This window comes from Stappia indica, assembly GCF_001696535.1.
In the GTDB taxonomy this organism is placed as follows: domain Bacteria; phylum Pseudomonadota; class Alphaproteobacteria; order Rhizobiales; family Stappiaceae; genus Stappia; species Stappia indica.
The window spans coordinates 45,230-68,948 of the sequence record NZ_MBQE01000005.1; the positions used below are offsets into that span (position 1 = coordinate 45,230).

A 23,719-nucleotide genomic window follows, 5' to 3' on the forward strand; every position below is an offset into this window, starting at 1 on the left:
TTGTGTTTCCTTCACGCTTTCGAGCGGACGAGCAGGCATCCGTCGGCCTGGAAGATCGCTTCCTGTCCGTCCGTGATGATCGTGGTGGTCTCGTTTTCGGTGATGACGGCAGGGCCGGCGACGCAGTCGCCCGGCGCCAGCTCGGCGCGGGCGACGACAGCGGCGGTGACGAAGCCGGCGGTGCGGGCCTCGAACATCTGCCGCGTCTCGGCCGCCTCCAGCCGGCGTTTCGCCTCGACGCGCGGCACGCGCGGCGCCGGATAGGCCTCGGAGCTCGCCCGCAGCGACCAGCTGACGATCTCGATGTCGAGCTTGTCGATCAGTCGGCCGAACAGCTGCTCGTAAACCTCCTCGAAGCCCTTGCGGAACACGTCGACCTCGCCGGCGGCATAGTCGCGCACATCCACCGCGACCGGCACTTCCCAGCCCTGGCCGGCATAGCGCATGTAGGCGGTGCATTCGAGGCTCGGCACCGCGTCCGGCGCGCCGGAGCGCACGAAGGCGGTGGCCTCCTCGGCCAGCTCCTTCAGCACCGCGTTGACCTTGCCGGCATCGAAGGCGCTGAGCCGCAGGAAGGCGCTGCGCACGGATTCGAAGCCGAAGGGCGCGCGCAGGAAGCCGATGGCCGAGCCGACACCCGCGCCCGGCGGCACCAGCAGCTCGCTGATGCCAAGCTTCTCGCACAGCCGCCCGGCATGCAGGGGCGCCGCGCCGCCGAAGGCGATCATCGTGTAGTCGGCGAGCTCCATGCCGTTCTCGACGGCGTGCATGCGCGCCGCATTGCTCATGTTCTCGTCGACCACTTCGCACAGACCGAAGGCGGCCGTGGTGCCGTCGATGTCGAGCGGGCGGGCGAGATCGCGCTCGATGGCGCCCGTTGCCGCGCCCGTGTCCAGCGTCATCGAGCCGCCGGCGAACCCGTCCGCCGCCAGCTTGCCGAGCAGCAGGTCGGCATCGGTCACCGTCGGCTTGTCGCCGCCGCGGCCGTAGCAGGCGGGGCCGGGCTCGGAGCCGGCGCTGTGCGGGCCGACGCGGATCTGGCGCATGGCATCGACGGCGGCGATGGAGCCGCCGCCCGCGCCGATCTCGACCATCTCGATCACCGGGATCGAGATCGGCATGCCGCTGCCCTTTTTGAAGCGGTAGGTGCGGGCCACCTCGAAGGTCTTGGCGGTCTTCGGCACCTGGTTGTCGATCAGGCAGATCTTCGCGGTGGTGCCGCCCATGTCGTAGGAGAGCACGCGCTCCAGCCCGTGCTGGCGGGCGATGTGGGCTGCGAAGATGGCGCCGCCCGCCGGGCCCGATTCCAGCAGCCGGACAGGGAACTCGATGGCACTTTCCACGCTGATGATGCCGCCGCCCGAATGGATCATGAAGACCGGGCAGGTGGTGCCGGCGGCCTTGAGGCTGTCGGTCAGCCGGCGCAGGTAGGACGCCATCAGCGGCTTCACATAGGCATTGGCGCAGACCGTGTTGAAGCGCTGGAACTCGCGCATCTGCGGCGAGACCTCGCTCGAGATCGAGACGAAGAGGTCCGGCCGGCGGGCCAGCAGCGCATCGCGGATGCGCCGCTCGTGCGCGCCGTTGACATAGGAGTGGATCAGGCCGACGGCGATGCTCTCGAAGCCGCCTGCCAGGACCTTCTCGACCAGGGCGTCGAGCTCGGCCTCGTCGATCTCCTTCAGCACGTTGCCATGGGCGTCGATGCGCTCATTGAGGACGAAGCGCTCGTTGCGCGGCACCAGGGGCGCCGGCAGCACGATGTCGAGGTCGTACTGCTCGAAGCGGTTCTCGGTCCGCATCTCGATGACGTCCCGGAAGCCCTTGGTGGTGATGAAGGCGGTGCGCGCGCCGCGCCGCTCGATCAGGGCGTTGGTGGCCAGCGTCGTGCCGTGGATGAGCGTGTCGATCTGGTCGAGCGAGACGCCGGCGCGTTCGGCCACCAGCCGCACGCCGTCGACGATGCCCTGTTCCGGTGCCGTGTAGTTGGTCAGCACCTTGGCAGAGTGCATCGCATCGCCAACTTCCATGGCAACATCGGTAAAGGTTCCGCCGATGTCGGCCCCTACCCGGATCTGCTTGCCGTCCTTCGTCATGTTCGCCGCGTCTCCCGCTTGCCTGAAGCCGTGCCGGCCCCTCTCGGAGCCGGCCGTGTCACTTGTATGACAACATACTACATAAAAATGTCAAGACGTCTGATGTATGATTACATCAGTTTTGCGCCTCCGCCCGCGCATCGTCCGGCAGCAGGTCGGCCGGCAGGTTCTGGTAGCAGACCGGGCGCAGGAACCGCCGGATCGCCAGCGAGCCGACGCTGGTCGCGCCGAAATTGGTCGAGGCCGGATAGGGCCCGCCATGCACCATCGCGTCGCAGACCTCGACGCCGGTCGGATAGCCGTTGACCAGCAGCCGGCCGGCCTTGCGCTCCAGCACCGGCACCAGGGCGCGCGCCTGGGCATGGTCGCCCGGCTCCAGCTGCAGCGTGCAGGTCAGCTGCCCGGCGAGGCTGCCCGCCACCTGTGCCATCTCCTCGTTCGAGGCGACAGTCACCACCAGCCCGAGCGGGCCGAACACTTCCTCGGCAAGGTGCGGCTCGGCGAGGAAGCGCGTGCCTTGGGTGCGCAGCAGCACGGGCGAGGCCTCGCGCGGGCCGCAGGACGGGCCGCGATGCACCGGCGTGCCGCCGGCGGATTCCAGCTCGCCCGCACCCTTGCGGAATGAGGCGGCGATCTCCGCCGTCAGCATCGGCTGCGGCGCGACCTGCGACAGCGCCCGCGCCGCCTCGGCGATGAAGGCCTCCGCCGCTTCGCCCTCGCGCAGCACCAGCACGCCGGGATTGGTGCAGAACTGGCCGGTGCCCATCACCAGCGAGGCGGTCCATTCGCGGGCGATGTTCGCCCCGCGGGTCCGCAGTGCCTCGTCCAGCACGAAGACCGGGTTGACCGAGCCGAGTTCGCCGAAGAACGGGATCGGTTCGGCGCGCTGGGCGCAAAGGTCGAACAGCGCCCGCCCGCCGGCAAGGCTCCCGGTGAAGCCGACCGCGCGGATCAGCGGATGGGTGACGAGCGCCTCGCCGGCCGCCCGGTCGGCGCTCTGCACCAGCGAGAAGGTGCCGGCCGGCATCTCGCAGGCGATGCGCGCGGCCTCGATGGCCTCGGCGACGATCTCGCCGGTCGCCGGATGGGCCGGGTGGCCCTTCACCACCACCGGACAACCGGCGGCAAGGGCGGCGGCCGTGTCGCCGCCGGCGGTGGAAAAGGCGAGAGGGAAGTTCGAGGCGCCGAACACGGCGACCGGCCCGAGCGGGCGCATGCACAGCCGCAGTTCCGGGCGCGGCGGCGTGCGGTCGGGCAAGGCCTCGTCGACGCGCAGGTCGAGATGGCGCCCCGCGCGGATATGGCCCGCGAACATGCGCAACTGACCGGTGGTGCGTCCCCGCTCGCCCTCGACCCGCGCCTGCGGCAGGCCGGTCTCGGCCATCACCGTCGGGGTGAGATCTTCGGCGCGCGCCTCGATGGCATCGGCAATCGCCTCCAGGAACGCCGCACGCTGTTCGCGCGAGGTCTGCCCGTAGCGCAGGAAGGCGGCTTCCGCGGCGCGCACCGCCGCGTCGACCTCCCTCGCCCCGCCATTGGCGAAGCTGTGCGAGGGACCGCTGACCGGCCGGCTGTCGAAGCGGGCGCTGCTATCGACGCGCTCGCCGGCGATGAGATGCGTGCCGTGGGGGCGATAGGCCATGTCCGGATGCTCCTTGCCTCGTGTGAAATCTCGGTTCGCGCAACCCATCATAAAATAAGACATCATACAACTGTTGACTTTCATCTGATGCTCGGTAGAAGCTCAGCGAACCAGATAAGCCAACGAGGAGCGCTTCCATGGACCCGATCGAACTGAAGGACAGGCTGGCCTCCAGCCTCCTGTCGTTCCCTGTCACGCATTTTGGCACCGACGGCGCCTTCAACGCCGAGAGCTATCGCCGGCATGTGGAGTGGCTGTCCGGCTTCGACGCGGCGGGCCTGTTCGCCGCCGGCGGCACCGGCGAGTTCTTCTCGCTGCACCCGGACGAGATCGCGCATGTGACCCGCGCGGCCAAGGAAGCGGCCGGCGACACGCCCATCGTCGCCGGTTGCGGCTACGGCACGGCGCTTGCCGTCTCCATCGCCCGGGAGGCCGAGGCCGCCGGCGCGGACGGGGTGCTGCTGCTGCCGCACTACCTGATCGACGCCTCGCAGGAGGGGCTCTACGCCCATGCCAAGGCGGTCTGCGATGCCGTCGGCATCGGCGTGATGATCTACAATCGCGACAATGCCATCTACAAGGCGGACACGGTCGCGCGCCTGTGCGAGGCCTGCCCGAACATGATCGGCTTCAAGGACGGCAGCGGCGAGATGGGCCTGGTGCGCCAGGTCACGGCGACCGTCGGCGACCGTCTCACCTATCTCGGCGGCATGCCGACGGCCGAGCTCTTCGCCGAGGCCTATCTCGCCGCCGGCTTCACCACCTATTCCTCGGCCGTCTTCAACTTCGTGCCGGGCATGGCGGTGGAGTTCTACAAGGCGCTGCGCGCCGGCGACACCGCCACCTGCGAGGCCCTGCTCAAGGGTTTCTTCTTCCCCTTCATGAAGCTGCGCGAGCGCGCTCCGGGCTATGCCGTGTCGCTGGTGAAGGCCGGCGTGCGCCTCAAGGGCTTCGAGACCGGCGGTGTGCGCCCGCCGCTGACCGACCCGACGGCGGAAGAAGAGCGCCTGCTCGGCGAACTGATCTCCTTTGCGGAAAACCGCGCCGGCTGACGCACCTCCCCTCGACTGCGACTGGACAGCCGGACACCGAAAGGCCCGCGAGAGACGCTCTCCCGCGGGCCTTTTGCGTGTCTGGGTGTCGAGGGAGCGCGTCCCGCCCGCTCTCAGTCCTGCGGTTCGGCGCGCTGCAGCCGCTCCACCAGCGAGACCGAGCCGCGCATGATGTGGTCCTTCAGGAAGGTCTGCGCCTCGGCGATGTTCCCCTCGCGGCACAGTTTCAGGATGTGCCGGTGCTCGACATCCATCGCCTCGCTGCCGATGGTGAAGCGCATCGGCACGGGAAAGTGCCGATAGGTGTTCATGTAGAGCTTTTCGAGAATGTCGAGGCTCTGCGGCCGGTCCGCCGCCGTGTAGAGCGCGCGGTGGAACGCCCAGTTCATTCGCGTCCAGTGGGTCTGGGTGGACTTGTCGAGCATCTGGTCGAGGATCTCCTCGGCCGCGGCGAGATCCTCCGGCCGCATCGCCGGGATCGCGATGCCGATCAGCCAGGGCTCCAGCAGCGCCCGCAGCTCGTACATCTCGCGCAGCGCCTCGATGGAGACGCCGCTGACCACCGCGCCCTTGTGCGCCTCCACCTTCACCAGGCCTTCCGCCTCGAGCTGGTTCAGCGCCTCGCGCACCGGCACCCGGCTCACCCCCAGCCGCGCGGCGAGCTTTTCCTGCTTCAGCTTCTCGCCGCTCGCCAGCTCGCCGGAAAGGATCATCGAGCGTATCCGCTCGGTGACCTGCATGGTGACGGTCTTGCGGGCGATCACGTGTGTCGCGTCATCCATGAACGGGCTCCAGACTCTTCTCACCTGCACCAATATCCCAAGCCGGTCCGTTTCGCACCAGCCGCAGGCCGGATCGGGCAGCTTTGATATGGGACTTTATTTTGTATCCAATATTCATTATACACATGACGCGAGCATGTCGGGAACCCCGGATCGGAGGGCGCTGGGTCTTGTGCACCGTCTTGAGCAACAACGAGGGAGCCTGCGGCATAGGCGCCTCGGCGGATCTGCTGGCGGCCGGCGCCCCCACCCTCGATGCACTGGAAGTCGGTGTGCGCCTGGTCGAGGCCGATCCGTCCGTGTGGACCGTCGGGCGCGGCGGCTGGCCCAATCTTCTCGGTGTTGTCGAGCTGGACGCCTCGGTGATGGACGGCGATACGCTGCGCAGCGGCGCGGTCGGCGCCATCACCGGCTTCCTGCATCCGGTCTCCATCGCCCGCCGCCTGCTGGAGGAGCTGCCCCATGAGTTTCTCGTCGGCGAGGGCGCCATGCGCTTCGCCCGCGAGATCGGCGCCGAACGCGGCGAACTGCTGGCCGACCATGCCCGCGTCGCCTGGCGCGCCTGGTTCGAGGAGAGTTTGCGCGAGGACGAGCGCGCGGCCTGGCCGGCGACGGACCTGCGCAAGCTGTGCTGGCAGTCGATGGACCCGGAGATCGGCAAGGACACCACGGTCTTTCTCGGCCTCGACGGCCGCGGGAGCATCGCCACCGCCACCAGCACCTCCGGCTGGGGCTGGAAATATCCCGGCCGCCTCGGCGACAGCCCGGTGATCGGCGCCGGCTCCTATGCCGACAGCCGCTACGGCGCCTGCGCCTGCACCGGCGTCGGCGAGATGACCATCCGCTGCGGCACCGCGCGGGCCGTCGTCCTCTACATGAAGATGGGATTGACCGTTGCGCAGGCGGTGGATGCCGCCGTCGACGACATGCGCGCCCTCAAGGGCGGCCTGGTCGGGCGCGTCACCATCCATGCCATCGACAAGGCCGGCGAACACGCCGTCGTCGCCGTCAACGGCGAGCCCGGCAACCACTACTGGCTCTGGCGCGAGGGGTTTGCCGCCCCGCAGCGGCACGAGGCCCGCATCGTCACCCTTCATCCCCATACCGGCTCGGCGGCGACCACCCATGCCCGCGCCGAGCGGCATGCTCGCGCCGCTGCCGCCGCCCTCAAGGCGCTGGGCGGGACGGCCGCGTCCGCCGGCCCGCAATTCTCAGGAGACCCCGAATGACTGTCATCGACCAGGCGCCCGTCAACCCGCTGTTCGCCGAGGATCCGGACGGGATCGCCGGCACCACGCTGGCCGATGTCGGCCGCCTGTTCCCGATCAAGCAGAAGCGCACCTATCTCAACAACGCCTCCATCGGCGCGCTGAGCCTGCCGGTGGTCGCCGCCGTCGAGCGCTTCCTCGGCAATTGCCGGGACAATGGCCGCAACGACTATCCCCGCTGGTGCAGCCATGCGGACGAGGTGATCAAGTCGCGGGTGGGCCAGCTGATCGGCGCCCGCCACAGCGAGATCGCCTTCGTCAAGAACACCACGGAAGGCCTCGTCAACGTCGCCAACGGCCTGGCCTGGAAGGAGGGCGACAATGTCGTCCTGCCGGATATCGAATACCCCTCCAACGTCTATTGCTGGATGAAGCTGGCGACCCGGGGCGTCAACATCCGCTGGGTGAAGAACCGCGGCGGGCGGATCCTCGTCGACGACATCCGCGAGGCGATGGACGCGCGCACCCGCCTCGTCTCGCTGAGCTCGGTGCAGTTCTCCAACGGCTTCCGCCAGGACCTGGAGGCGACCGCGACGCTGTGCCGGGAAAAGGGCGTGCTGCTCAACCTCGACGCCATCCAGTGGGTCGGCGCGCTGGAGATGGATGTCGAGCGCTACGGCATCGACTTCATGTCCTTCGGCGGCCACAAGTGGATGCTGGCCCCCGTCGGCACCGGCATCTTCTACTGCCGCGATGCGGTGCTCGACCAGCTGGAGCCGACCTCGGTCGGCTACCACACGGTCGACCGCGGCGAGGCGCATATGGACTATGTGCTGGACTATCGTCCCGGCGCCGGGCGCTTCGAGGAGGCCTTGGTCAACTTCCCCGGCATCTGGGGCCTGGATGCGGCTGTGCGCATGCAGCTGGCGCTCACCCCGCGCGCCATCGAGGCGCATATCCTGTCGCTCACCGCCCGCGCCGCCGAAGGCCTGCGGGCCAAGGGCTACGAGATCCACAGTCCGTTCGGCGAGGGCGAGCGCTCGGGAAATCTTTCCTTCAGCCATCCGGCCTTCGCGCCGGAAGAGCTCGACAAGCGACTGGGCGGGGCCGGTGTCGACCTTGCCCAGCGGGGCGGCCGCCTGCGGATCTCGCCCAGCTACTACAACGACGCCGACGAGATCGACCGTCTCGTCGACGTGTTGCCGTGACCCCATCAAGATAAAAAGAACCAGCCAGAAGGAAGCCTCATCATGGAAATGACACGTCGCAGCTTTGCCCTGACGGGCCTGACAGCCCTGACGGGCCTTGCCCTCGGCGGCACCTCGCTCAGCGCCTTTGCCGCCGGCAAGGCCGGGACCCTGCGCTACGGCACGGTGACCGAGGTCACCAACATCGATCCGCACATCTATGCCGGCAACTCCTGGAAGGTGCTGATCGGCGTGCTCTACTCGCCCCTCGTCACCTTCGACACCAAGGGCGAGATCGTGCCGGCGGTGGCCGAAAGCTGGGAGCAGCCGGATGCGGCGACCATCGTCTTCCGTCTGCGCGAGGGCGTGACCTTCCATGACGGCAGCGCGCTCACCGCGGACGACGTCGTCTTCTCGCTGGAGCGCATCCGCGACGAGGCGACCGGCGCGACGTTGCGCGGCTATCTGGTCGACTGCACCATCGCCAAGGTCGACGAGCGCACGGTCGAGGTGAAGAAGTCGGAGCCCGACGCCTCGCTCCTGTCCGTGCTGGCGCTGCCCGAGGCGGCGATGGTGTCGAAGGCCTGGGTCGAGTCCGGCGTCAACATCAAGTCGCAGGCCAACGGCACCGGCCCCTTCACGCTGGCCGAATACGAGTCCGGCGTGCGCGCCCGCCTTGCCGCCAACCCCTCCTACTTCATCGAGGGCGAGCCGAAGCTCGAGACGGTCGACTTCCGCATGATCAAGAGCGACGACGCGCGCGTCTCCGCCTTGCGGTCCGGCCAGCTCGACATGATCGACTTCGTGCCGTGGAAGGACATCGACATGCTGGCGCGCATGCCGAACTTCGAGGTGGACTCCGCCTCCGGCGCCTTCATGAGCGTGTGGTTCAATGCCACCAGGGCGCCGTTCGACGACCCGCGGGTGCGCCGGGCGATGGCCTTTGCCGTCGACCGCGAGGCGATCTCGCGCGCGGCCTTCTTCGGCCACGGCACGCCGATCTTCTCGGCGCCCACGCCCGAGGATTCGCCCTATTACAACGCCGACCTGAAGGGCACCGTCTCCCTCGACATCGAGAAGGCGAAGGCGCTTCTGGCCGAGGCCGGCCATGGCGAGGGCCTCGACATGGAGCTGATCGTCTACCAGGGCCTCGGCATCTACACGACGACCGCTCAGATCCTGCAGGCCAACCTCAAGGAGATCGGCGTCAACGTCTCGATCCGCCTGGTGGAATGGTCCGATCTGGTCTCGCGCAAGAACGGCGCGGACTACGACGCGATGATCTACGGCGTCTCCATGAAGCTGAACGACCCGGACGCCTACAGCTACTATCTCGGCTCGGAATCCGCATACTGGGCCAAGCCCATCGGCTACCGGGACGAGACGCTGGAGGCGCTGCTCGACGAGGGCCGCCAGCTCACCGACCAGGGCGCGCGCAAGGCCGTCTACGCCAAGGCGGAGGAGCGGATCCTCGAGACGATGCCGTGGATCTTCATCAACTACCGCGAACAGGCCCAGGCCTATACGCGCAAGGTGAAGGGCTACGTGCATCTCGGCGGCGCGCTGAGCGAGGCGGCCCCGGCCATCTCGCTGCCGAAGATCGCCCTCGACTGAGGACCGTCCTCGCCTGACCGGGTCGTCCGGCATCGCAGACCCGCCCGCCGCGCCTTCGCCCTTGCCCGGCTGACGCGGCGGGCTCCGTTCAACGGGAGCGTTCCATGCTGAGGTTCCTCGGCCACCGGCTTTCCTCTGCCCTGCTGACGCTGGCCATCGCCGCCGTGGCGGTGTTCCTCGTCGCCCGCATGATCCCCGGCGATCCGGTGATGATCATGCTGGGCGAGGCCACCGGCGGCGATCCGGCGGCGGTTGCGCGCATGCGCAACGAACTGGGCCTCGACCGGTCCCTCTTCGTCCAGTTCAGCAACTGGGCGATGCGCCTGCTGCAGGGCGACTTCGGCGTCTCCATCCGCTCCGGCGAGCCGGTGCTCGACGACCTGCTGCTGCGCATCCCCCGCAGCCTGGAACTCATCGCCGGCGGCTTGCTGGTCGCCGTCCTGCTCGGCCTGCCGCTCGGCATCCTGTCGGCGCGCAACCGCGGCCGCCTGTCCGGCGCGATCAGCTCCATCGTCTCGGTGATCGGCTTTTCCGCGCCCGTCTTCGTCTCGGGCGTCATCCTCGTGGTCGTCTTCGGCGTCTGGCTGCAGGTGCTGCCCTCCTCGGGCTACGTGCCCTTCGCCGACGATCCCCTGCTGCACCTGTCCTGTCTCGTCCTGCCCTCGCTGGCCATCGGGCTCAACTTCATGGGCGTGGTCGCCCGCGTCACCCGCGCCAGCCTGATCGACACGATGGACAACGACTATGTGGCGCTCGCCCGTGCCAAGGGCCTGTCGCGGGGGCGGGCGATGATCCGCCACGCGCTGCCCAATGCCATGGTGCCGGTGATCGCCATCATCGGCATCCGCGCCGGCAACCTGCTCGGCGGCACGGTCATCGTCGAGGCGCTGTTCGACTGGCCGGGCCTCAGCTCGCTGCTGGTCAGCGCCTCCTTCTCGCGCGACTACCCGGTGATCCAGGGCAGCCTGATCGCCATCTTCGCGATCTTCATCCTCATCAGCCTGCTGATCGACCTCGCCCAGAGCTTCTTCGACCCGCGCGTGAGGGCCACCGCATGACGACCACCTTCCTCTCGACCTTCCTGCGCGAGCTGGGCAGCCGGCGGAACCTGGCCGCCTCCGCCGCCCTGCTGTTCCTGCTCGTCGTCGCGGTGCTGTCCGCTGCCGCGCCCCTGCTGCCGATCCAGGATCCGCTGGCCATCGACACGCTGAACATCCTCTCCGGCCCCTCGCAGGCGCACTGGCTGGGCACCGACGAGCTCGGCCGCGACATCCTCTCGCGCATCATCCATGGCGGGCGCATCTCGCTCGGCGTCGCCCTGTCGGCGGTGCTGCTCGCCGGCGTGCTCGGCACGTTGCTCGGCGTGCTGATCGGCTTTTGCGGCCCACGCGTCGAGGCGGTCGCCATGCGGCTGATCGATGTGTTCGTGTCGCTGCCGGAAATCTTCGTCGCGCTGATCGCGCTGGCGCTGCTCGGCGGGGGGCTCGGCACGCTGATCGGCACGATCGGGCTGATCTACTGCCCGCAATTCGCCCGCGTCGTCTACAACATGACCCGCTCGATCCGCGCCCGCGAGCATGTGCTGGCGGCCCGCTCGCTCGGCGCCGGCCGGCTCTGGCTGATCCGCCACGAGGCGCTGCCGAACCTTTATTCGATCATCGCCGTGCAGGCCTCGGTCACCTTCTCTTTCGCGCTGCTGATGGAGGCGGGCCTCAGCTTCCTCGGTCTCGGCGTGCAGCCGCCGACCCCGTCCTGGGGCCAGATGGTCGGCATTCTCAAGAACTACATCTACATCAATCCCTGGTCGGCCGTGTTCCCGGGTCTTGCCCTGTTCTTCGTGGTGCTGGCGGTCAATCTCGTCGGCGACCTGCTGCAGGACGTCCTCAATCCGGAGCTGCGCAAATGACCGCCGCCCCGCTGCTGTCCGTCCGCGACCTGTCCGTCCGCTTCGGCGATTTCCTGGCGGTCGACGGTGTCGGCTTCGATGTCGCGCCCGGCGAGGTCGTGTGCATCGTCGGCGAATCCGGGTCCGGCAAGTCGGTCACCGGCCGTGCGATCATGGGCCTGCTCGACGGTTCGGTCCGCCGCAGCGGCGAGATCCTGCTGCGCGGCGAAGCGCTGCAGGACGCCTCCGAAAAGCGGATGAACGCGGTGCGCGGCAAGGAGATCTCGATGATCTTCCAGGAGCCGATGACCGCGCTCAATCCGGGCATGCGGGTCGGCGCCCAGATCGCCGAGGTCCTGCTGCTGCATTTCCCCGTCACCCGGGCCGAGGCCATGCGCCGGGCCGTGGCGCTGCTCGAGCGGGTCGGCATCCGCGATGCGAAGACGCGCGCCCGCGCCTTCCCGCACGAACTGTCCGGCGGCATGCGCCAGCGGGTGATGATCGCCATCGCCTGCGCCGCCGATCCGGCGCTGATCATCGCCGACGAACCCACCACCGCGCTGGACGTCACCGTGCAGGCGCAGGTGCTGGAGCTGCTGTTCAAGATGCAGCGCGAGCTCGGTTCGGCCGTCGTCTTCGTCACCCATGACCTCGGCGTCGTCGCCGGCATCGCCGACCGCGTCGTGGTGCTCTATCGCGGCAAGGTGGTGGAACAGGGCACGGTCACGGAGATCTTCACGCGGGCGCAGCATCCCTACACCCGCGCGCTGATCGCGGCCGCGCCCGATGTCGAGCTGCCGCGCACGCCGGGCCTGCGTTTTCCGACCGTCGACACGGATGCGATCTTCGGCCGGGCCGATGGCGCGCCCGCTTCCGCCCCCGCTCCGTCGTCTGCCGCCCCGGTTCCTGCCGCGCCCGCCTCTTTGGCTGGGACCGAAGAGGACGCGGCAACCCCGGCGCTGGAGCTGCGCGACCTGCACCGCACGTTCCGCCTCGGCGGCGGCCTCCTGCCTTTCGGCGGCAAGTCGCTGCACGCGGTCAACGGCGTCAGCCTGACCATCGCGCCGGGCACCACCACGGCGCTGATCGGCGAATCCGGCTCGGGCAAGAGCACGCTCGGGCGCTGCGTCGCCCGGCTCGACCGGCCGACCTCCGGCGACATCCTCTATCGCGGCCGCGATGTGGTCGCCCTGCGCGGCGACGAGCTGATGGCCTTCCGCCGCCAGGTCCAGACGATCTTCCAGGACCCGTTCGCCTCGCTCAACCCGCGCCGCACCGTCGGCGAGGCGGTGACCGACGGGCTCGCCATCCACGGCCTTGCCGGGCGCGAGGAGCGGCACGAGCGGGCGCGCGCGCTGCTGGCCCGCGTCGGCCTCGACCCGGATTACGTCTCGCGCTATCCGCACCAGTTCTCCGGCGGCCAGCGCCAGCGCATCGCCATCGCAAGGGCGCTGGCCCTCGACCCGCGCTTCATCGTCGCCGACGAGGCGGTGTCGGCGCTGGATGTCTCCGTGCGGGCGCAGGTGCTGAACCTGCTCTCCGACCTGCAGGACGAGCACCGCCTGTCCTTCCTGTTCATCACCCACGACCTGTCGACCGTGCGCCAGTTCGCCGACCGGGTGGCGATCATGCGCGCCGGCGAGATCGTCGAGGACGGCGAGACGGAAGCGATCTTCACCGATCCGCAGCACGAGTACACGCGCAGCCTGCTCGCCGCCGTCCCGCGCATCCATCTGGAGAGCGCCCACCGCCTGCGCCCCCTGCCGGCGTGAGCGGGCAGGCGCCTTCCCGCGCGACATTCGGGCGCAAGCCGTAGCGTCGGTCGGCTCTCGACGGGCGGCGCGACTTGCGCGATGATGCAAGTATCGATCGATATCTGCCGCGGGCGTTCGTTTTGCCCGCCCTGCCGGGATCTGCGTGTGACCAAGACGAAACGGCCGGCCCACGCGGGTCTCTGGCGGTGGCTCCGGCGCGGGGGGCTGGCCCTCGCCGCCATCCTTGCCCTGTGCATCGGCCATGCCGTGCTGCTGCAGCTCACCGGCAATCTCCACACGGTCGTTGCCGGCGAGCTCTACCGCTCCGCCCAGCCGTCCGGCGCGGACATCGCCAGCCAGCACCAGCGCTTCGGCATCCGCACCATCCTCAACCTGCGCGGCGCCAGTCCCGGTGCCCCCTGGTACGAGGGCGAGCGCGCGGCGGCGCAGCAGCTCGGCATCGGCCATCTCGACTTCGCCATGTCCGAAAGCCTCGTCCTGTCGCGGGCCGAGGCGGAGCAACTCGTGACCCTGATGCGCGAGGCGCCGAAGCCCTTGCTCATCCATTGCCGCGCCGGGTCGGACCGCACCGGCCTTGCCGCCTCCCTCTACATGGCCGCCATCGCCGGCGCGGACGAGGAGGAGGCCGAGGCGCAGCTCTCCTTCCGCTTCGGCCATGTGCCGCTGCCCTGGCTGTCGCGAGCCTGGCCGATGGACGAAAGCTTCGAGCAGTTGGAGCTCTGGCTCGGCTTCACGGCCTCCTGAGTCGTTGGCCGGCCGCGTTAGCCCGGCTCATCTTCTCCTGACGAAAACTCAGCAGCCGGCGGCCGTCGTCCGTGCTCAACTGACCTTCGGCGGCTCCGCATCGATGCGGGCCGCGGTGAAGGACGGTTGCGCATATGGATCCCACCTCGCTGATGGCGCTTGCCATCTATGCCTTCGTGATGTCGATCACGCCGGGCCCCAACAACCTGATGCTGACGACCTCCGGCCTCGTCTTCGGCATGGCCCGCACCTGGCCGCATATCCTCGGCATTCCCTTCGGCGTCGCGGTGCAGCTCAGCGCGGTCGGTGCGGGTCTCGGCGCCATCTTCGCGCTGGAGCCGCGGCTGCAGGTGGCGCTGAAGGTCATCGGCACGCTCTATCTCCTGTGGCTGGCGGCAAAGCTCTGGCGCGCGGGTGAATTGCGCGATGCCTCCATGGCCCGGCCCATCGGCTTCTTCCAGGCCGCCGCCTTCCAGTTCGTCAATCCGAAGGCCTGGCTGATCGCCGGCACGGTGATCGCCGCCTTCGTCGCGCCGGGCGAGGGCTATGCCGGCCGGCTGGCGATGGTCTGCCTCGTCTTCACCGTGATCGGCATTCCCTGCATGTCGGTCTGGGCGGCCTTCGGCGCGGGGCTGCGGCAAGTGCTCAAGGACCGGCGCAAGCTGCTGCTGGTCAACCGGACGATGGCCGCGCTCGCCGCCCTCACCGCCGTCCTGTTCTGGCTGTGAGAGAGCGATCCCGATGACCCGCGAAACCGCACCCCTTGTCGCGTCCGCCGTCGCCCTGACCGAGGCCGGCCCCGACAATCTCTATTCCTGGGGCGAGGGCTGCCTCGGCTGGCGCCTGCTGGAGCAGGACGGCCTGCAGCTGCGCCAGGAACTGATGCAGCCGGGCACCAGCGAGACGCCGCACCTGCATCGCCGCGCCCGCCAGGTCTTCTACGTGCTGGAGGGCGAGATGACCCTGCGCATGCCGGAGGGGACGCTGCGCGCCCGCCCGCGCCAGGCGATCCACGTGCCGCCCGGCCGGCCGCATTGGGTGCGCAACGACGGAACCGGCGATCTGGTCTTCGTCCTCGCCTCCGCGCCCTCCACCGCCGGCGACCGCATCGAGGTCGAAACCGCCGGCTGGGCGCCCCTTCGTCCCGACGATGCAAACGACAAAGGTGACCGATGACCTCCCCGATCGTGCAGCCCCCCATCGTGCGGCCCGACGCCCTGCCGCTCCAGATCCAGCGCCATGGCGAGACCTTCGAGGCCGGCACGGCCGCCATCGCCGCGCCGCTCGGCGCCCGCCATCTCGGCGCGCGCTATGTCGAGGTGCCGGCCGGCAAGAAGGCCTGGCCGTTCCACTGCCATCACGCCAATGACGAGATGTTCGTGATCCTCGCCGGCTCCGGCCGGCTGCGCTTCGGAGCCGACGAGCACCCGTTCAGTGCCGGCGATGTCGTCGTCTGCCCGGCCGGCGGGCCGCAGACCGCGCACCAGCTGATCGCCGGACCGGACGCGCCGCTGCGCTATCTCGCGATCAGCAGCATGCGCGAGCCGGACGTGATGGAATATCCCGACAGCGGCAAGCTGGTGGTGTTTGCCGGCTCCGCCCCCGGCGGCGACAAGGCCGCGCGGCGGCTGGACCTGGTGCTGCGCGGCGATGCGACCGCCGGTTACTGGGACGGCGAGGGGTGACCCGCCTCGGCCAGCAGCCAGGCGCGCACGTTGCGGATCCGCCGGTCGCGCTCCAGCGCCGGCGGATAGCACAGATAGTAACCGGCATTGGCCGGCACCTTGTGGGCGAACAGCGGCTTGAGCCGCCCGGCGGCGATGTCCTGCCCGGCGATCTCGATCCCGGCGAGGGTCACGCCGGCCCCGTCGATGGCGGCCTTGAGGCCGAGCCCGGCGGAATCGACGATGGTCACCGCTGCCGGCTGCAACGGCCCGCCCGGCAGCGAGGCGTTCCAGCGGGCGAAGTTCTCCCGCCGGTTCTGCGACAGGAAGAGGTTCGTGCGGCCGACACGGGCGCGCAACTCGTCCTCCCCGCCCGTCGCCATGCCGGGTGCGCCGAGTAGCCCCACCGTCTCCTCGAACAATCGCTCCGCGACGACGCCCGGCCATTGGCCGTCGCCGTGCCGCACGGCCGCATCCGCCGCCCCGGCCGAAACGTCGGCCCGGTCCTGCCCGGTCGAGATCAGCAGCTCGAACCCGGCGCGGGCGAAGGGGTAGCGGGTCAGCCGCGGCGACAGCCAGTGCGCGGCGAAGGTCGGCAGCATCGACAGGCGCAACGGGCCGAGCTTGCGCTCGCTCTTCAGCAGCCCCACCGCCCCGGCGATCCGGCCGAAGCCCGCCGTCAGCTCCGGCGACAGCATGCGTCCGGTCTCCGTCAGCTCCAGCCGCGGCCCGACGCGGCGCATCAGCTCCACGCCCAGCACCGATTCCAGCACGCGCAGCTGGTGGCTCACCGCCGACGGCGTCACGCCGATTTCGCCCGCCGCCTCCTTGATCGACAGATGGCGCGCCGCCGCCTCGAAGGCGCGCAGCGCCGTCAGCGGCACGCCGAGCCGCATGGCACCGCCTGTCTCGTTCGGCGGCGAGAGGGCGGGCGAGGGGGAGCGGGAGGGGGAGGGGCAGGGGCAAGAGGGCGCATGCTGCAGCATCCGGGGTCCGATCCTGTCAGGCGGGACTTTCACGAGCCGGGATGCTATTGGCTGTGACACTTCGATAAAATAGCAAAAGTGTCACGTTACACTTGGAGAGATTTCGCATGCGCCTGCGTTCGCCCTGGCAGCCCCGCCTTTCCGAAGGGGCCGGCTCGCCCGGAGAGCGGCTCGCCGCCGCCCTGTCGCAGGACATCCTGTCGGGCGCGCTTGAGGTCGGCGCGCGCCTTCCCGCGCAGCGCGATCTCGCCTGGCGCCTCGGCATCGGGCTCGGCACCGTGACCAAGGCTTATGCGCTGCTGGAACGGCGCGGCTTGCTGCGCTCGGTGCGCGGCTTGGGCAGCTTCGTCGCCGCCACCGAGGCGCGCAAGGGCCCGCTCGTCGACCTGTCGCGCAACGCCCCGCCCTCCGGCGTCAGCGAGCGGCTGCTCGCCCGCACCCTGGCCGCCGTCTCCCGCAGGCTCGATGCGGATGTGTTCAACGCCTATCCGCCGGTAGCCGGCCATGCCCGCTACCGCAACGAGATGGCCCGCTGGTTCCGCCGCCTCGGCATGGAGGCCGACCCGCAGTGCCTGTTGCTGGCGGGCGGCGCCCAGCATGCGCTGGCCGTCGCGCTCTCCACCCTGTGCGGTCCCGGCGGCACGCTGCTGGTCGAGGCGCAGACCTATCCCGGCGTGCTGACGCTCGCCCGCCACATGGGCCTGCGCGTGCTCGCCGTTGCGATGGACGCCGAAGGCATGCTGCCCGATGCGCTCGACGAGATCCTGCAAGGCCTTCGGGCGGATACAAGCGGCATCGCGGTCTACCTGACCCCGACCATGCAGAACCCGACCACCGGCTCGATGGGGCGCGGCCGGCGCGAGGCCATCGTCGCGGTCTGCCGGGCGCGCGATGCGATGCTGGTGGAGGACGATGTCTACACGCTGGCGCCGGAGGCGGAGTTTCCCCCGCTCGCCAGCCTTGCGCCCGAGCGCGTCGTCTACATCAACAGCCTGTCGAAGACCCTGAACCCGTCTTTGCGCGTCGGCGGTCTGGTGGTGCCCCCGGCCCTTGTCGCCCGCACGGAAGCCGCGCTCCATGCCAGCGGGCTGATGATCTCGCCGCTCGGCTGCGTGGTGATGGAGCAATGGGTGCTCGACGGCACGGCCGAGGCCATCGGCACCGCCATCCGCGAGGAGGCCGCGCGCCGCCGGGCGCTGGCCGGGGCGATCCTGGGACGGGCGATGCGCGACGCGTGCCATGTCGGCTATCACGTCTGGCTGCCGCTCCAGGCCGGACGGGCCGCGGCGCTGGAGACCGCCGCCCGGGCGCTGGGCATCCTCGTCACCCCGCCCGCCTCCACCGCCGCCGCGCCCGGCACCCCGGCGGATGAGGCCTCCTGCGGCGTGCGGCTGTGCCTCGGCGCGCCCGCCATGGACGAGCTGGAGACGGCCCTTCGCGCCATTGCCGGCCTTGTCGAAAATCTCGGGGCAGGCGCGTCGGCGCCGTCCGTTCTCGCCTGAGGCAGGCGGCTCAGAAATAGGACCAGGTCAGCAGCAGACCGACGGCGATCACCACCGCCCGCAGCACGGACGGCTTCACCCAGCGCGCCAGCCGCGCGCCGAGATAGCCGCCGGCAATCGCCCCGGCCAGCACGACAAGTCCCGGCAGCCAGGCGATGATGCCGGTGGCGACGAACACGGCGACGGCGACGCTGGTGACCACGGTCGCCAGCGCGTTCTTTAGGGCATTCGCCTCGTTGACGTCGTCGATCCCGATCAAGGTCAGCACCGCCATCAGCAGGATGCCGAGCCCGGCGCCGAAATAGCCGCCATAGACGGCGACCGCGAAATCGATGGCGAGCAGCGCCGCCCTCGGCAGTTCGCCGCCGCGATGCGCGCTCACCCAGGCACGCAGCCACGGTCCGGCGGCGAAGAGCAGCGTTGCCGCCAGCAGCAGCCAGGGGATCAGCTGGCGGAAGACCGCGTTGCCGGTCGCCGCCAGCAGCGCCGCGCCGACGATGCCGCCGAGGATGAAGACCGGGGCGCTGGCCTTCAGCCGCGCCGACTGGCGGCGGAGCTCCTCGCGATATCCGAGCAGGCTGGTGGCATGGCCCGGCCAGATCGAGATCGCGCTGGTGGCATTGGCGGCGACCGGCGGCACGCCGACATGCAGCAGCGCGGGAAAGGTGAAGAAGGTGCCCCCGCCGGCGATGGCGTTGCAGGCGCCGCCGACGAGCCCGGCGGCCAGCAGCAGGAGCAGCTCGGCAAGGCCGATCGCGGCGCCCCCCATTTCAGCCCCGCACCCCGGCGGCAAAAGCGTCGAACAGCATTCGCCCTTCGCGCCAGACCCCGAGACCGCTCGCGCCGTTGATATGGCCGCGCGCGCCGATCTCGACGAGCCCGGCTCCCCAGTCCCGCGCCCGCCGGCGGGCATGCTCCGTCGTGCCGTAGGGATCGTCGCTGCTGGCGACGATCAGCGCCGGGAACGGCAGCGCCTGCGCCGGAACGTCGCGAAAGCTCGCCGCCTCAACCGGAAAAGCCGGCCCGTCCGGGTCCGGCACGGCGACCAGGAAGGCCCCGCGCACGCGGCCCGAAAGCCTCTCTGCCGCATGGGCGACCAGCAAGCAGGCGAGGCTGTGCGCGATCAGCAGCGGCGGGCGGGAAAAGTTGCTGAGCGCCCGCTCCAGCGCGCCCGTCCATTCGGCAAGCTCCGGCCGGTCCCAGTCGGCCGGGGCAAAGCGCGCCAGCCCGCCGTCCTCCGCTTCCCACAGGCTCTGCCAATGCGCCTCGCCCGATCCGCCGATGCCGGGAAGAACCAGTCCGTCCGTCATTGCCCGCTCCGTTCCCTCACTGCCGCGACAGGTCGAGGGCAGGGTCGTAGCGCCCGCCCTCCACCTGCTTGACGATGGCCTGGCCGCAGATCACCGCCCGCCGGGCGCTGTCATAGGCAAGGCTCGGCGCCCCGTGCAGCGACCAGCCGAGGCTCAGGGCCTCGGTGACACGGTGGCAGAAGGCGGCATCGTCGACGCCGGTCAGCACGCGGTACACCATCATCGCGGCACGCTCCTCTTGCGCTGCGCAGATCCGGCCGGAACTCTACCGTCCCCCGGCCACCGAAGGAAACTGAAGCGATTTCAGGCAAGGGGGACCATTTCTCACGGCCTTGCGGCTGAAATGTTTTGGCGCGAAGTGTCCCTCATCCGTCCGGTGGGTGCATTTCGCCCTTTGAAGGTGCAGCTATCCTGTCGATACTGTCCCTCGTCAGGAGATACGGAAAATGTCCGCAACGACCGCCCTCATCGTCATCGACGCCCAGGAATCCTTCCGCCACCGGCCCTACTTCCGCGAGGAGGGGCTCGGGCTCTATCTGGAGCGCCAGCAGGCGCTGATCGACGGCGCCGCTGCCGCCGGCATCCCGGTCGTGCAGATCTTCCATGTGGAAGAGACCGGCCCGTTCTCGGAAGGCTCCGGCTTCGTCGTGCCGCTGTCGCCGCTGCGCCTTGCCGCCGATGCCGTCTTCCGCAAGCGGCGGCACAGCGCGCTGGTCGGCAGCGGCCTCGATGTCTGGCTGACCGAGCGCGGCATCCGCCGGCTGATTGTCTCGGGCATCCGCACCGAGCAGTGCTGCGAGACCACCACGCGCCATGCCTCGGATCTCGGATACGAGGTCGACTTCGTCGGCGAGGCGACGCTGACCTTCCCGATGGTCGATGCGGCGGGGCGCGAGTGGAGCGCCGCCGAAATCCGCGCCCGCAGCGAGCTGGTGCTTGCCGGCCGCTTCGCCCGCATCGCCACGGTGGAGGAGGCGCTGGCCGCCGCCGCGGACGGTAGGCTCGCCGCATGAACGAGGCAGCGCGCGTGCGGACCACACCCGTTTTCGTCGTGGTTCCGCCGCGCGCGCTGCTGCTCGATATCGCCGGCCCGGTCGAGGTGCTGCGCAAGGCCAACATGGAGCAGGCGCAGCTGCGCTTCGACGTCGCCTATGTCGGCCCGGCGGCGGACGTCACCAGTTCCGTCGGCCTTGCGGTTACCGGCATCGCGCCGCTGCCCGCCGCCCTGCCCGACGGGGCGATGGTGGTGGTCTCGGGCGCGGCCGACAGGCCACTGGGGAGCGAGACCGACACGCGCAAGGACGACGCGCCGCTGGAGGCGGAGATCGCCGACTGGCTGCGCCGGGTGGTGCGCCCCGGCATCCGGCTGGTGACGATCTGTTCCGGCGCGCTGCTTGCCGCCCGCGCCGGCCTGCTGGAAGGCTGCGAATGCACCACCCATCACGCGGCGATCGAGGACCTGCGCCGCGCGGCGCCCACCGCGCGGGTGCGCGACAACCGCCTGTTCGTGGAGGACGGCGAGCGGCTGACCAGCGCCGGCATCACCGCCGGCATCGATCTGATGCTGGCCATCGTCGCGCGCGAGGCCGGCCACGACGTGGCGCTTTTGGTCGCGCGCTATCTCGTCGTCTATCTGCGGCGCGGCGGCGCCGACCCGCAGCTTTCGCCCTGGCTGGAAGGGCGCAACCACATCCATCCCGCCATCCACCGGGTGCAGGACGCGGTCGCCGGCGACCCCGCCCGCGCCTGGACCGTCGCCGCGCTCGCCCGCCTTGCCGCCACCAGTCCGCGCAATCTCTCGCGCCTGTTCAACGAGCATACCGGGCTCAGCGTCACCGACTTCGTCAACCGCATGCGCATCGCGCTGGCGCGCGAGATGGTGCTCGGCTCGCGGCTCGACATGGAGGAGATCGCCGCCAGAGCCGGCTTCTCCTCCGCCCGACAGTTCCGCCGGGCCTGGAACCGGCTGCATCCCGCCTCGCCGACCAGCCTGCGCGCCGCCGCCTCCTGAAGGCGGGCACCTTACAGTGCGTGCGGCCGTCCTTCGGCGATCTCCAGCGCCCTGAGCGCGAAGCGCTCGGCGAGCGGGGCCAGTTTCGCGGCCTCCGGATCGGAGGCATTGCCGAGCCGCGCCCGCTCCGCGATGCCGACGAAGATCACGGCGAAGCGGTAGAGCGCGAAGGCCTTGTGGAAGGGCAGCAGCGGGGGCGAGCCGGGGGCGGCCTGCATGTAGCGGGCGACGAACTCGTCCTCCTGTGGCAGCTGCATCGCAGCAAGGTCGATGCCCAGCAGCCCGCCATATTCCTCCGGCGCGGTGTGCCAGGGCATGCAGCAGAAGCCGAGATCGGCCAGCGGATGGCCGAGCGTCGACAGTTCCCAGTCGAGGATCGCCACCACTTTGGGTTCGCTCGGGTGGAACATCAGGTTGCCGAGCCGGAAATCGCCGTGGCACAGCGACACGCGTCCATCGTCCGCCGGCTGGTTGGCGCTCAGCCAGTCGAACAGCGCCTCGATTGCAGGGATCGGCGCCAGCTCCGACTGGCGATATTGCCGGTCCCAGCGGCTGATCTGCCGCTCGAAATAGTTGCCCGGCTTGCCGTAGTCGCCAAGGCCGACCTCCTCCGGCACGATGGCGTGCATCGCCGCCATCGCCTCGGCCGCCGCCATCCAGATGGCGCGGCGCTCGCCGGCGGGGAGCTCCTGCAGCGAGGTGTCGGTGAAGACGCGCCCCTCGACCCGCTCCATCAGGTAGAACGGCGTGCCGATCACCTCGGCGTCCTCGCAATAGAGCACCGGCCTCGGCACCGGCACGCCGGTCGGCGCCAGCGCCTGCAGCACCCGGTATTCCCGGTCGATGGCATGGGCCCCGCGCAGGATCGGCCCGCCCGGCTGCTTGCGCAGCACGTAGCGTTCGTGTCCCCGGTCCAGGAAGAAGGACGGGTTGGACTGGCCGCCGCCGATCCGCTCCAGCACTATCCCCGTTTCCGCTGGGCCGAGCTCGGCATCGAGCCGCGCGGCGAGCCTCCCCGTATCGAAGCCGGGTCCGCTCATTCTCCTGTCCCCCGGCTCGCCGTCTCCCAGCGCCAGGCGTCGCGCCCGTCCTTTTCCAGATGCCGATAGAGCACCATCTTGTGCACCTCGTCGGCGCCGTCGACCAGCCGCGCCTGGCGGGCGTAGCGGTAGATCCATTCCAGCACGGTGTCCTTGGAATAGCCGCGCGCGCCGTTGATCTGGATCGCCGTGTCCGCCGCCTTGTGCAGCAGGTTGGCGACATGCACCTTGGCCATCGACACTTCCTTCTGGGCATAGCCGCCCCGGTCGATCTCCCAGGCGGCCTTCATCACCAGCATGCGGCCGATCTCGATCTGCATCGCCAGCTCGCCGAGCATCACCTGCACGCTCTCCCGGTCGGCCAGTCGCACGCCGAAGCCCATCCGCTTGGAGGCATACTCGCGGGTGATCTCGACGCAGCGCTTCGACAGGCCGAGCCAGCGCATGCAGTGGGTCAGGCGTGCCGGCCCGAGCCGCGTCTGCGTCGCCTTGAGGCCCCGTCCTTCGCCGATCAGCACGTTCTCCGCCGGGATGCGAAGCCCGTCGAAGCGCAGCTCGCAATGCCCGCCATGCTCCTCCGGTCCCATGATCGGGATGCGCCGGACAATCTCCCAGCCCGGCTGGTCGCGGTGGAACAGGAAGGCGGTGTGCCCGGCGCGCGCATCGTCCGAGGTGCGGGCGATCAGCACGAAATGCGCCGCGTCCTCCGCGCCGGTGATGAACCACTTGTGCCCGGTGACCACATAGTCGTCGCCCTCGCGCACGGCGCGGGTCTGCATCATGCCGGGGTCGGAGCCCCCGCCCGGATGCGGCTCGGTCATCACGAAGGCGGAGCGCACCTTGCCCTGCGCGATCGGCGCCAGCCACCGCTCCTTCTGCTCCGGCGTGCCGAGCGCTTCCAGCATCATCATGTTGCCGTCGTCGGGCGCGGCGGAGTTGAAGACGACCGGCCCGAAGATCGACCGGTTCATCTCCTCGTAGCACACGGCCATGCCCATCTTGCCGACGCCGCGCCCGCCGTTCTCGGGCGACAGCTGCAGGCACCACAGGCCCTGCTCGCGGGCCTTGGCGCGCATCTTCGCCAACACATCCGGGGCGATGTTCTCGTGCGCGTCGTAGGATGCCGGATCGCTCTCCAGCGGGATCAGGTGCTCCTCGACGAAGGCGGCGATCTCGGCGCGCAGGCCGGCGATCTCGGGGGAAAGGGTGAAATCCATGAAT

The 23,719-nt window shown here is 69.9% G+C and carries 23 protein-coding genes; 14 read left to right on the plus strand and 9 right to left on the minus strand.

Annotated features, from left to right (window positions below; translation table 11 throughout):
• Nucleotides 1-11: 11 nt before the first annotated feature.
• The gene (locus BBX35_RS17665) at nucleotides 12-2,096 is read right to left on the minus strand and encodes a hydantoinase/oxoprolinase family protein (protein ID WP_067222880.1); all 2,085 of its coding nucleotides are present in this window, start codon (nucleotides 2,094-2,096) and stop codon (nucleotides 12-14) included.
• 115 nt (nucleotides 2,097-2,211) lie between these two features.
• Entirely contained in the window at nucleotides 2,212-3,738 is a 1,527-nt protein-coding gene (locus BBX35_RS17670) for an aldehyde dehydrogenase (NADP(+)) (RefSeq protein WP_067222883.1), read from the minus strand.
• A 137-nt stretch (nucleotides 3,739-3,875) separates the two neighbouring features.
• Here BBX35_RS17670 and kdgD point away from each other — a divergent pair, with 137 nt between their 5' ends.
• On the plus strand, nucleotides 3,876-4,790 hold the full coding sequence (gene kdgD, locus BBX35_RS17675; RefSeq protein ID WP_067222885.1) for a 5-dehydro-4-deoxyglucarate dehydratase: 915 nt from the start codon (nucleotides 3,876-3,878) through the stop codon (nucleotides 4,788-4,790).
• A 113-nt stretch (nucleotides 4,791-4,903) separates the two neighbouring features.
• Here kdgD and BBX35_RS17680 read toward each other — a convergent pair whose 3' ends face one another.
• Nucleotides 4,904-5,572, minus strand: coding sequence for a GntR family transcriptional regulator (locus tag BBX35_RS17680; protein WP_067222887.1), 669 nt, complete (start codon nucleotides 5,570-5,572; stop codon nucleotides 4,904-4,906).
• 182 nt (nucleotides 5,573-5,754) lie between these two features.
• On the opposite strand from BBX35_RS17680, the gene BBX35_RS17685 reads away from it, so the two are divergent.
• The 10 genes from BBX35_RS17685 to BBX35_RS17730 all read left to right on the plus strand — a co-directional run bounded on the left by BBX35_RS17685 (nucleotide 5,755) and on the right by BBX35_RS17730 (nucleotide 15,670).
• A complete protein-coding gene (locus BBX35_RS17685) occupies nucleotides 5,755-6,801 on the plus strand; it encodes a glycosylasparaginase (protein ID WP_067222890.1) in 1,047 nt (348 codons plus the stop codon).
• Entirely contained in the window at nucleotides 6,798-7,988 is a 1,191-nt protein-coding gene (locus tag BBX35_RS17690) for an aminotransferase class V-fold PLP-dependent enzyme (protein WP_067222892.1), read from the plus strand. Before BBX35_RS17685 ends, BBX35_RS17690 begins: the two co-directional genes overlap by 4 nt.
• Nucleotides 7,989-8,030: 42 nt before the next feature.
• On the plus strand, nucleotides 8,031-9,581 hold the full coding sequence (locus BBX35_RS17695; protein ID WP_067222894.1) for an ABC transporter substrate-binding protein: 1,551 nt from the start codon (nucleotides 8,031-8,033) through the stop codon (nucleotides 9,579-9,581).
• 104 nt (nucleotides 9,582-9,685) lie between these two features.
• Nucleotides 9,686-10,639, plus strand: a complete 954-nt coding sequence (locus BBX35_RS17700) for an ABC transporter permease (RefSeq protein ID WP_067222897.1) — start codon at nucleotides 9,686-9,688, stop codon at nucleotides 10,637-10,639.
• On the plus strand, nucleotides 10,636-11,487 hold the full coding sequence (locus BBX35_RS17705) for an ABC transporter permease (RefSeq protein ID WP_067222899.1): 852 nt from the start codon (nucleotides 10,636-10,638) through the stop codon (nucleotides 11,485-11,487). Before BBX35_RS17700 ends, BBX35_RS17705 begins: the two co-directional genes overlap by 4 nt.
• Entirely contained in the window at nucleotides 11,484-13,238 is a 1,755-nt protein-coding gene (locus BBX35_RS17710; RefSeq protein ID WP_067222901.1) for an ABC transporter ATP-binding protein, read from the plus strand. Before BBX35_RS17705 ends, BBX35_RS17710 begins: the two co-directional genes overlap by 4 nt.
• 147 nt (nucleotides 13,239-13,385) lie before the next feature.
• Nucleotides 13,386-13,985, plus strand: coding sequence for a tyrosine-protein phosphatase (locus BBX35_RS17715; RefSeq protein WP_244271660.1), 600 nt, complete (start codon nucleotides 13,386-13,388; stop codon nucleotides 13,983-13,985).
• Nucleotides 13,986-14,119: 134 nt separating this feature from the next.
• Nucleotides 14,120-14,713 carry a LysE family translocator gene (locus BBX35_RS17720; protein ID WP_067222903.1) on the plus strand — a complete coding sequence of 198 codons (594 nt, stop codon included), beginning with the start codon at nucleotides 14,120-14,122 and terminating at the stop codon, nucleotides 14,711-14,713.
• A 13-nt stretch (nucleotides 14,714-14,726) separates the two neighbouring features.
• Nucleotides 14,727-15,161 carry a cupin domain-containing protein gene (locus BBX35_RS17725; protein ID WP_083206408.1) on the plus strand — a complete coding sequence of 145 codons (435 nt, stop codon included), beginning with the start codon at nucleotides 14,727-14,729 and terminating at the stop codon, nucleotides 15,159-15,161.
• Nucleotides 15,158-15,670 (plus strand): cupin domain-containing protein, encoded by a 513-nt coding sequence (locus BBX35_RS17730; protein WP_067222905.1) that lies wholly within the window; start codon nucleotides 15,158-15,160, stop codon nucleotides 15,668-15,670. Before BBX35_RS17725 ends, BBX35_RS17730 begins: the two co-directional genes overlap by 4 nt.
• On the opposite strand, the gene BBX35_RS17735 is transcribed toward BBX35_RS17730, so the two are convergent.
• Nucleotides 15,649-16,545: a LysR substrate-binding domain-containing protein gene (locus BBX35_RS17735; RefSeq protein ID WP_088946119.1), complete on the minus strand. Its 897-nt coding sequence runs from the start codon at nucleotides 16,543-16,545 to the stop codon at nucleotides 15,649-15,651. The genes BBX35_RS17730 and BBX35_RS17735 overlap by 22 nt on opposite strands.
• Nucleotides 16,546-16,742: 197 nt before the next feature.
• On the opposite strand from BBX35_RS17735, the gene BBX35_RS17740 reads away from it, so the two are divergent.
• Nucleotides 16,743-18,137, plus strand: a complete 1,395-nt coding sequence (locus tag BBX35_RS17740; protein WP_067222908.1) for an aminotransferase-like domain-containing protein — start codon at nucleotides 16,743-16,745, stop codon at nucleotides 18,135-18,137.
• 10 nt (nucleotides 18,138-18,147) lie between these two features.
• Here the strand turns inward: BBX35_RS17740 and BBX35_RS17745 are convergent, their stop codons facing one another.
• From BBX35_RS17745 to BBX35_RS17755, 3 genes are read right to left on the minus strand one after another with little or no spacing between them, the layout of a single operon-like run.
• On the minus strand, nucleotides 18,148-18,906 hold the full coding sequence (locus tag BBX35_RS17745) for a sulfite exporter TauE/SafE family protein (RefSeq protein ID WP_083206409.1): 759 nt from the start codon (nucleotides 18,904-18,906) through the stop codon (nucleotides 18,148-18,150).
• Nucleotide 18,907: 1 nt separating this feature from the next.
• Complete coding sequence (locus tag BBX35_RS17750) at nucleotides 18,908-19,447, minus strand: RBBP9/YdeN family alpha/beta hydrolase (RefSeq protein ID WP_067222910.1); 540 nt, start codon at nucleotides 19,445-19,447, stop codon at nucleotides 18,908-18,910.
• Nucleotides 19,448-19,463: 16 nt separating this feature from the next.
• Nucleotides 19,464-19,670, minus strand: a complete 207-nt coding sequence (locus tag BBX35_RS17755) for a DUF1737 domain-containing protein (protein ID WP_067222913.1) — start codon at nucleotides 19,668-19,670, stop codon at nucleotides 19,464-19,466.
• A gap of 223 nt (nucleotides 19,671-19,893) precedes the next feature.
• Between BBX35_RS17755 and BBX35_RS17760 the strand changes: the two genes are divergently transcribed.
• Both BBX35_RS17760 and BBX35_RS17765 read left to right on the plus strand, forming a co-directional pair.
• Complete coding sequence (locus BBX35_RS17760) at nucleotides 19,894-20,460, plus strand: isochorismatase family protein (protein ID WP_067222914.1); 567 nt, start codon at nucleotides 19,894-19,896, stop codon at nucleotides 20,458-20,460.
• Complete coding sequence (locus BBX35_RS17765) at nucleotides 20,457-21,458, plus strand: GlxA family transcriptional regulator (protein ID WP_067222917.1); 1,002 nt, start codon at nucleotides 20,457-20,459, stop codon at nucleotides 21,456-21,458. The genes BBX35_RS17760 and BBX35_RS17765 overlap by 4 nt, the downstream gene beginning before the upstream one ends.
• An 11-nt stretch (nucleotides 21,459-21,469) precedes the next feature.
• On the opposite strand, the gene BBX35_RS17770 is transcribed toward BBX35_RS17765, so the two are convergent.
• Both BBX35_RS17770 and BBX35_RS17775 read right to left on the minus strand, forming a co-directional pair.
• Nucleotides 21,470-22,498: a phosphotransferase family protein gene (locus tag BBX35_RS17770; RefSeq protein ID WP_067222919.1), complete on the minus strand. Its 1,029-nt coding sequence runs from the start codon at nucleotides 22,496-22,498 to the stop codon at nucleotides 21,470-21,472.
• The gene (locus BBX35_RS17775; protein WP_067222921.1) at nucleotides 22,495-23,715 is read right to left on the minus strand and encodes an acyl-CoA dehydrogenase family protein; all 1,221 of its coding nucleotides are present in this window, start codon (nucleotides 23,713-23,715) and stop codon (nucleotides 22,495-22,497) included. The genes BBX35_RS17770 and BBX35_RS17775 overlap by 4 nt, the downstream gene beginning before the upstream one ends.
• Nucleotides 23,716-23,719 lie beyond the last annotated feature (4 nt).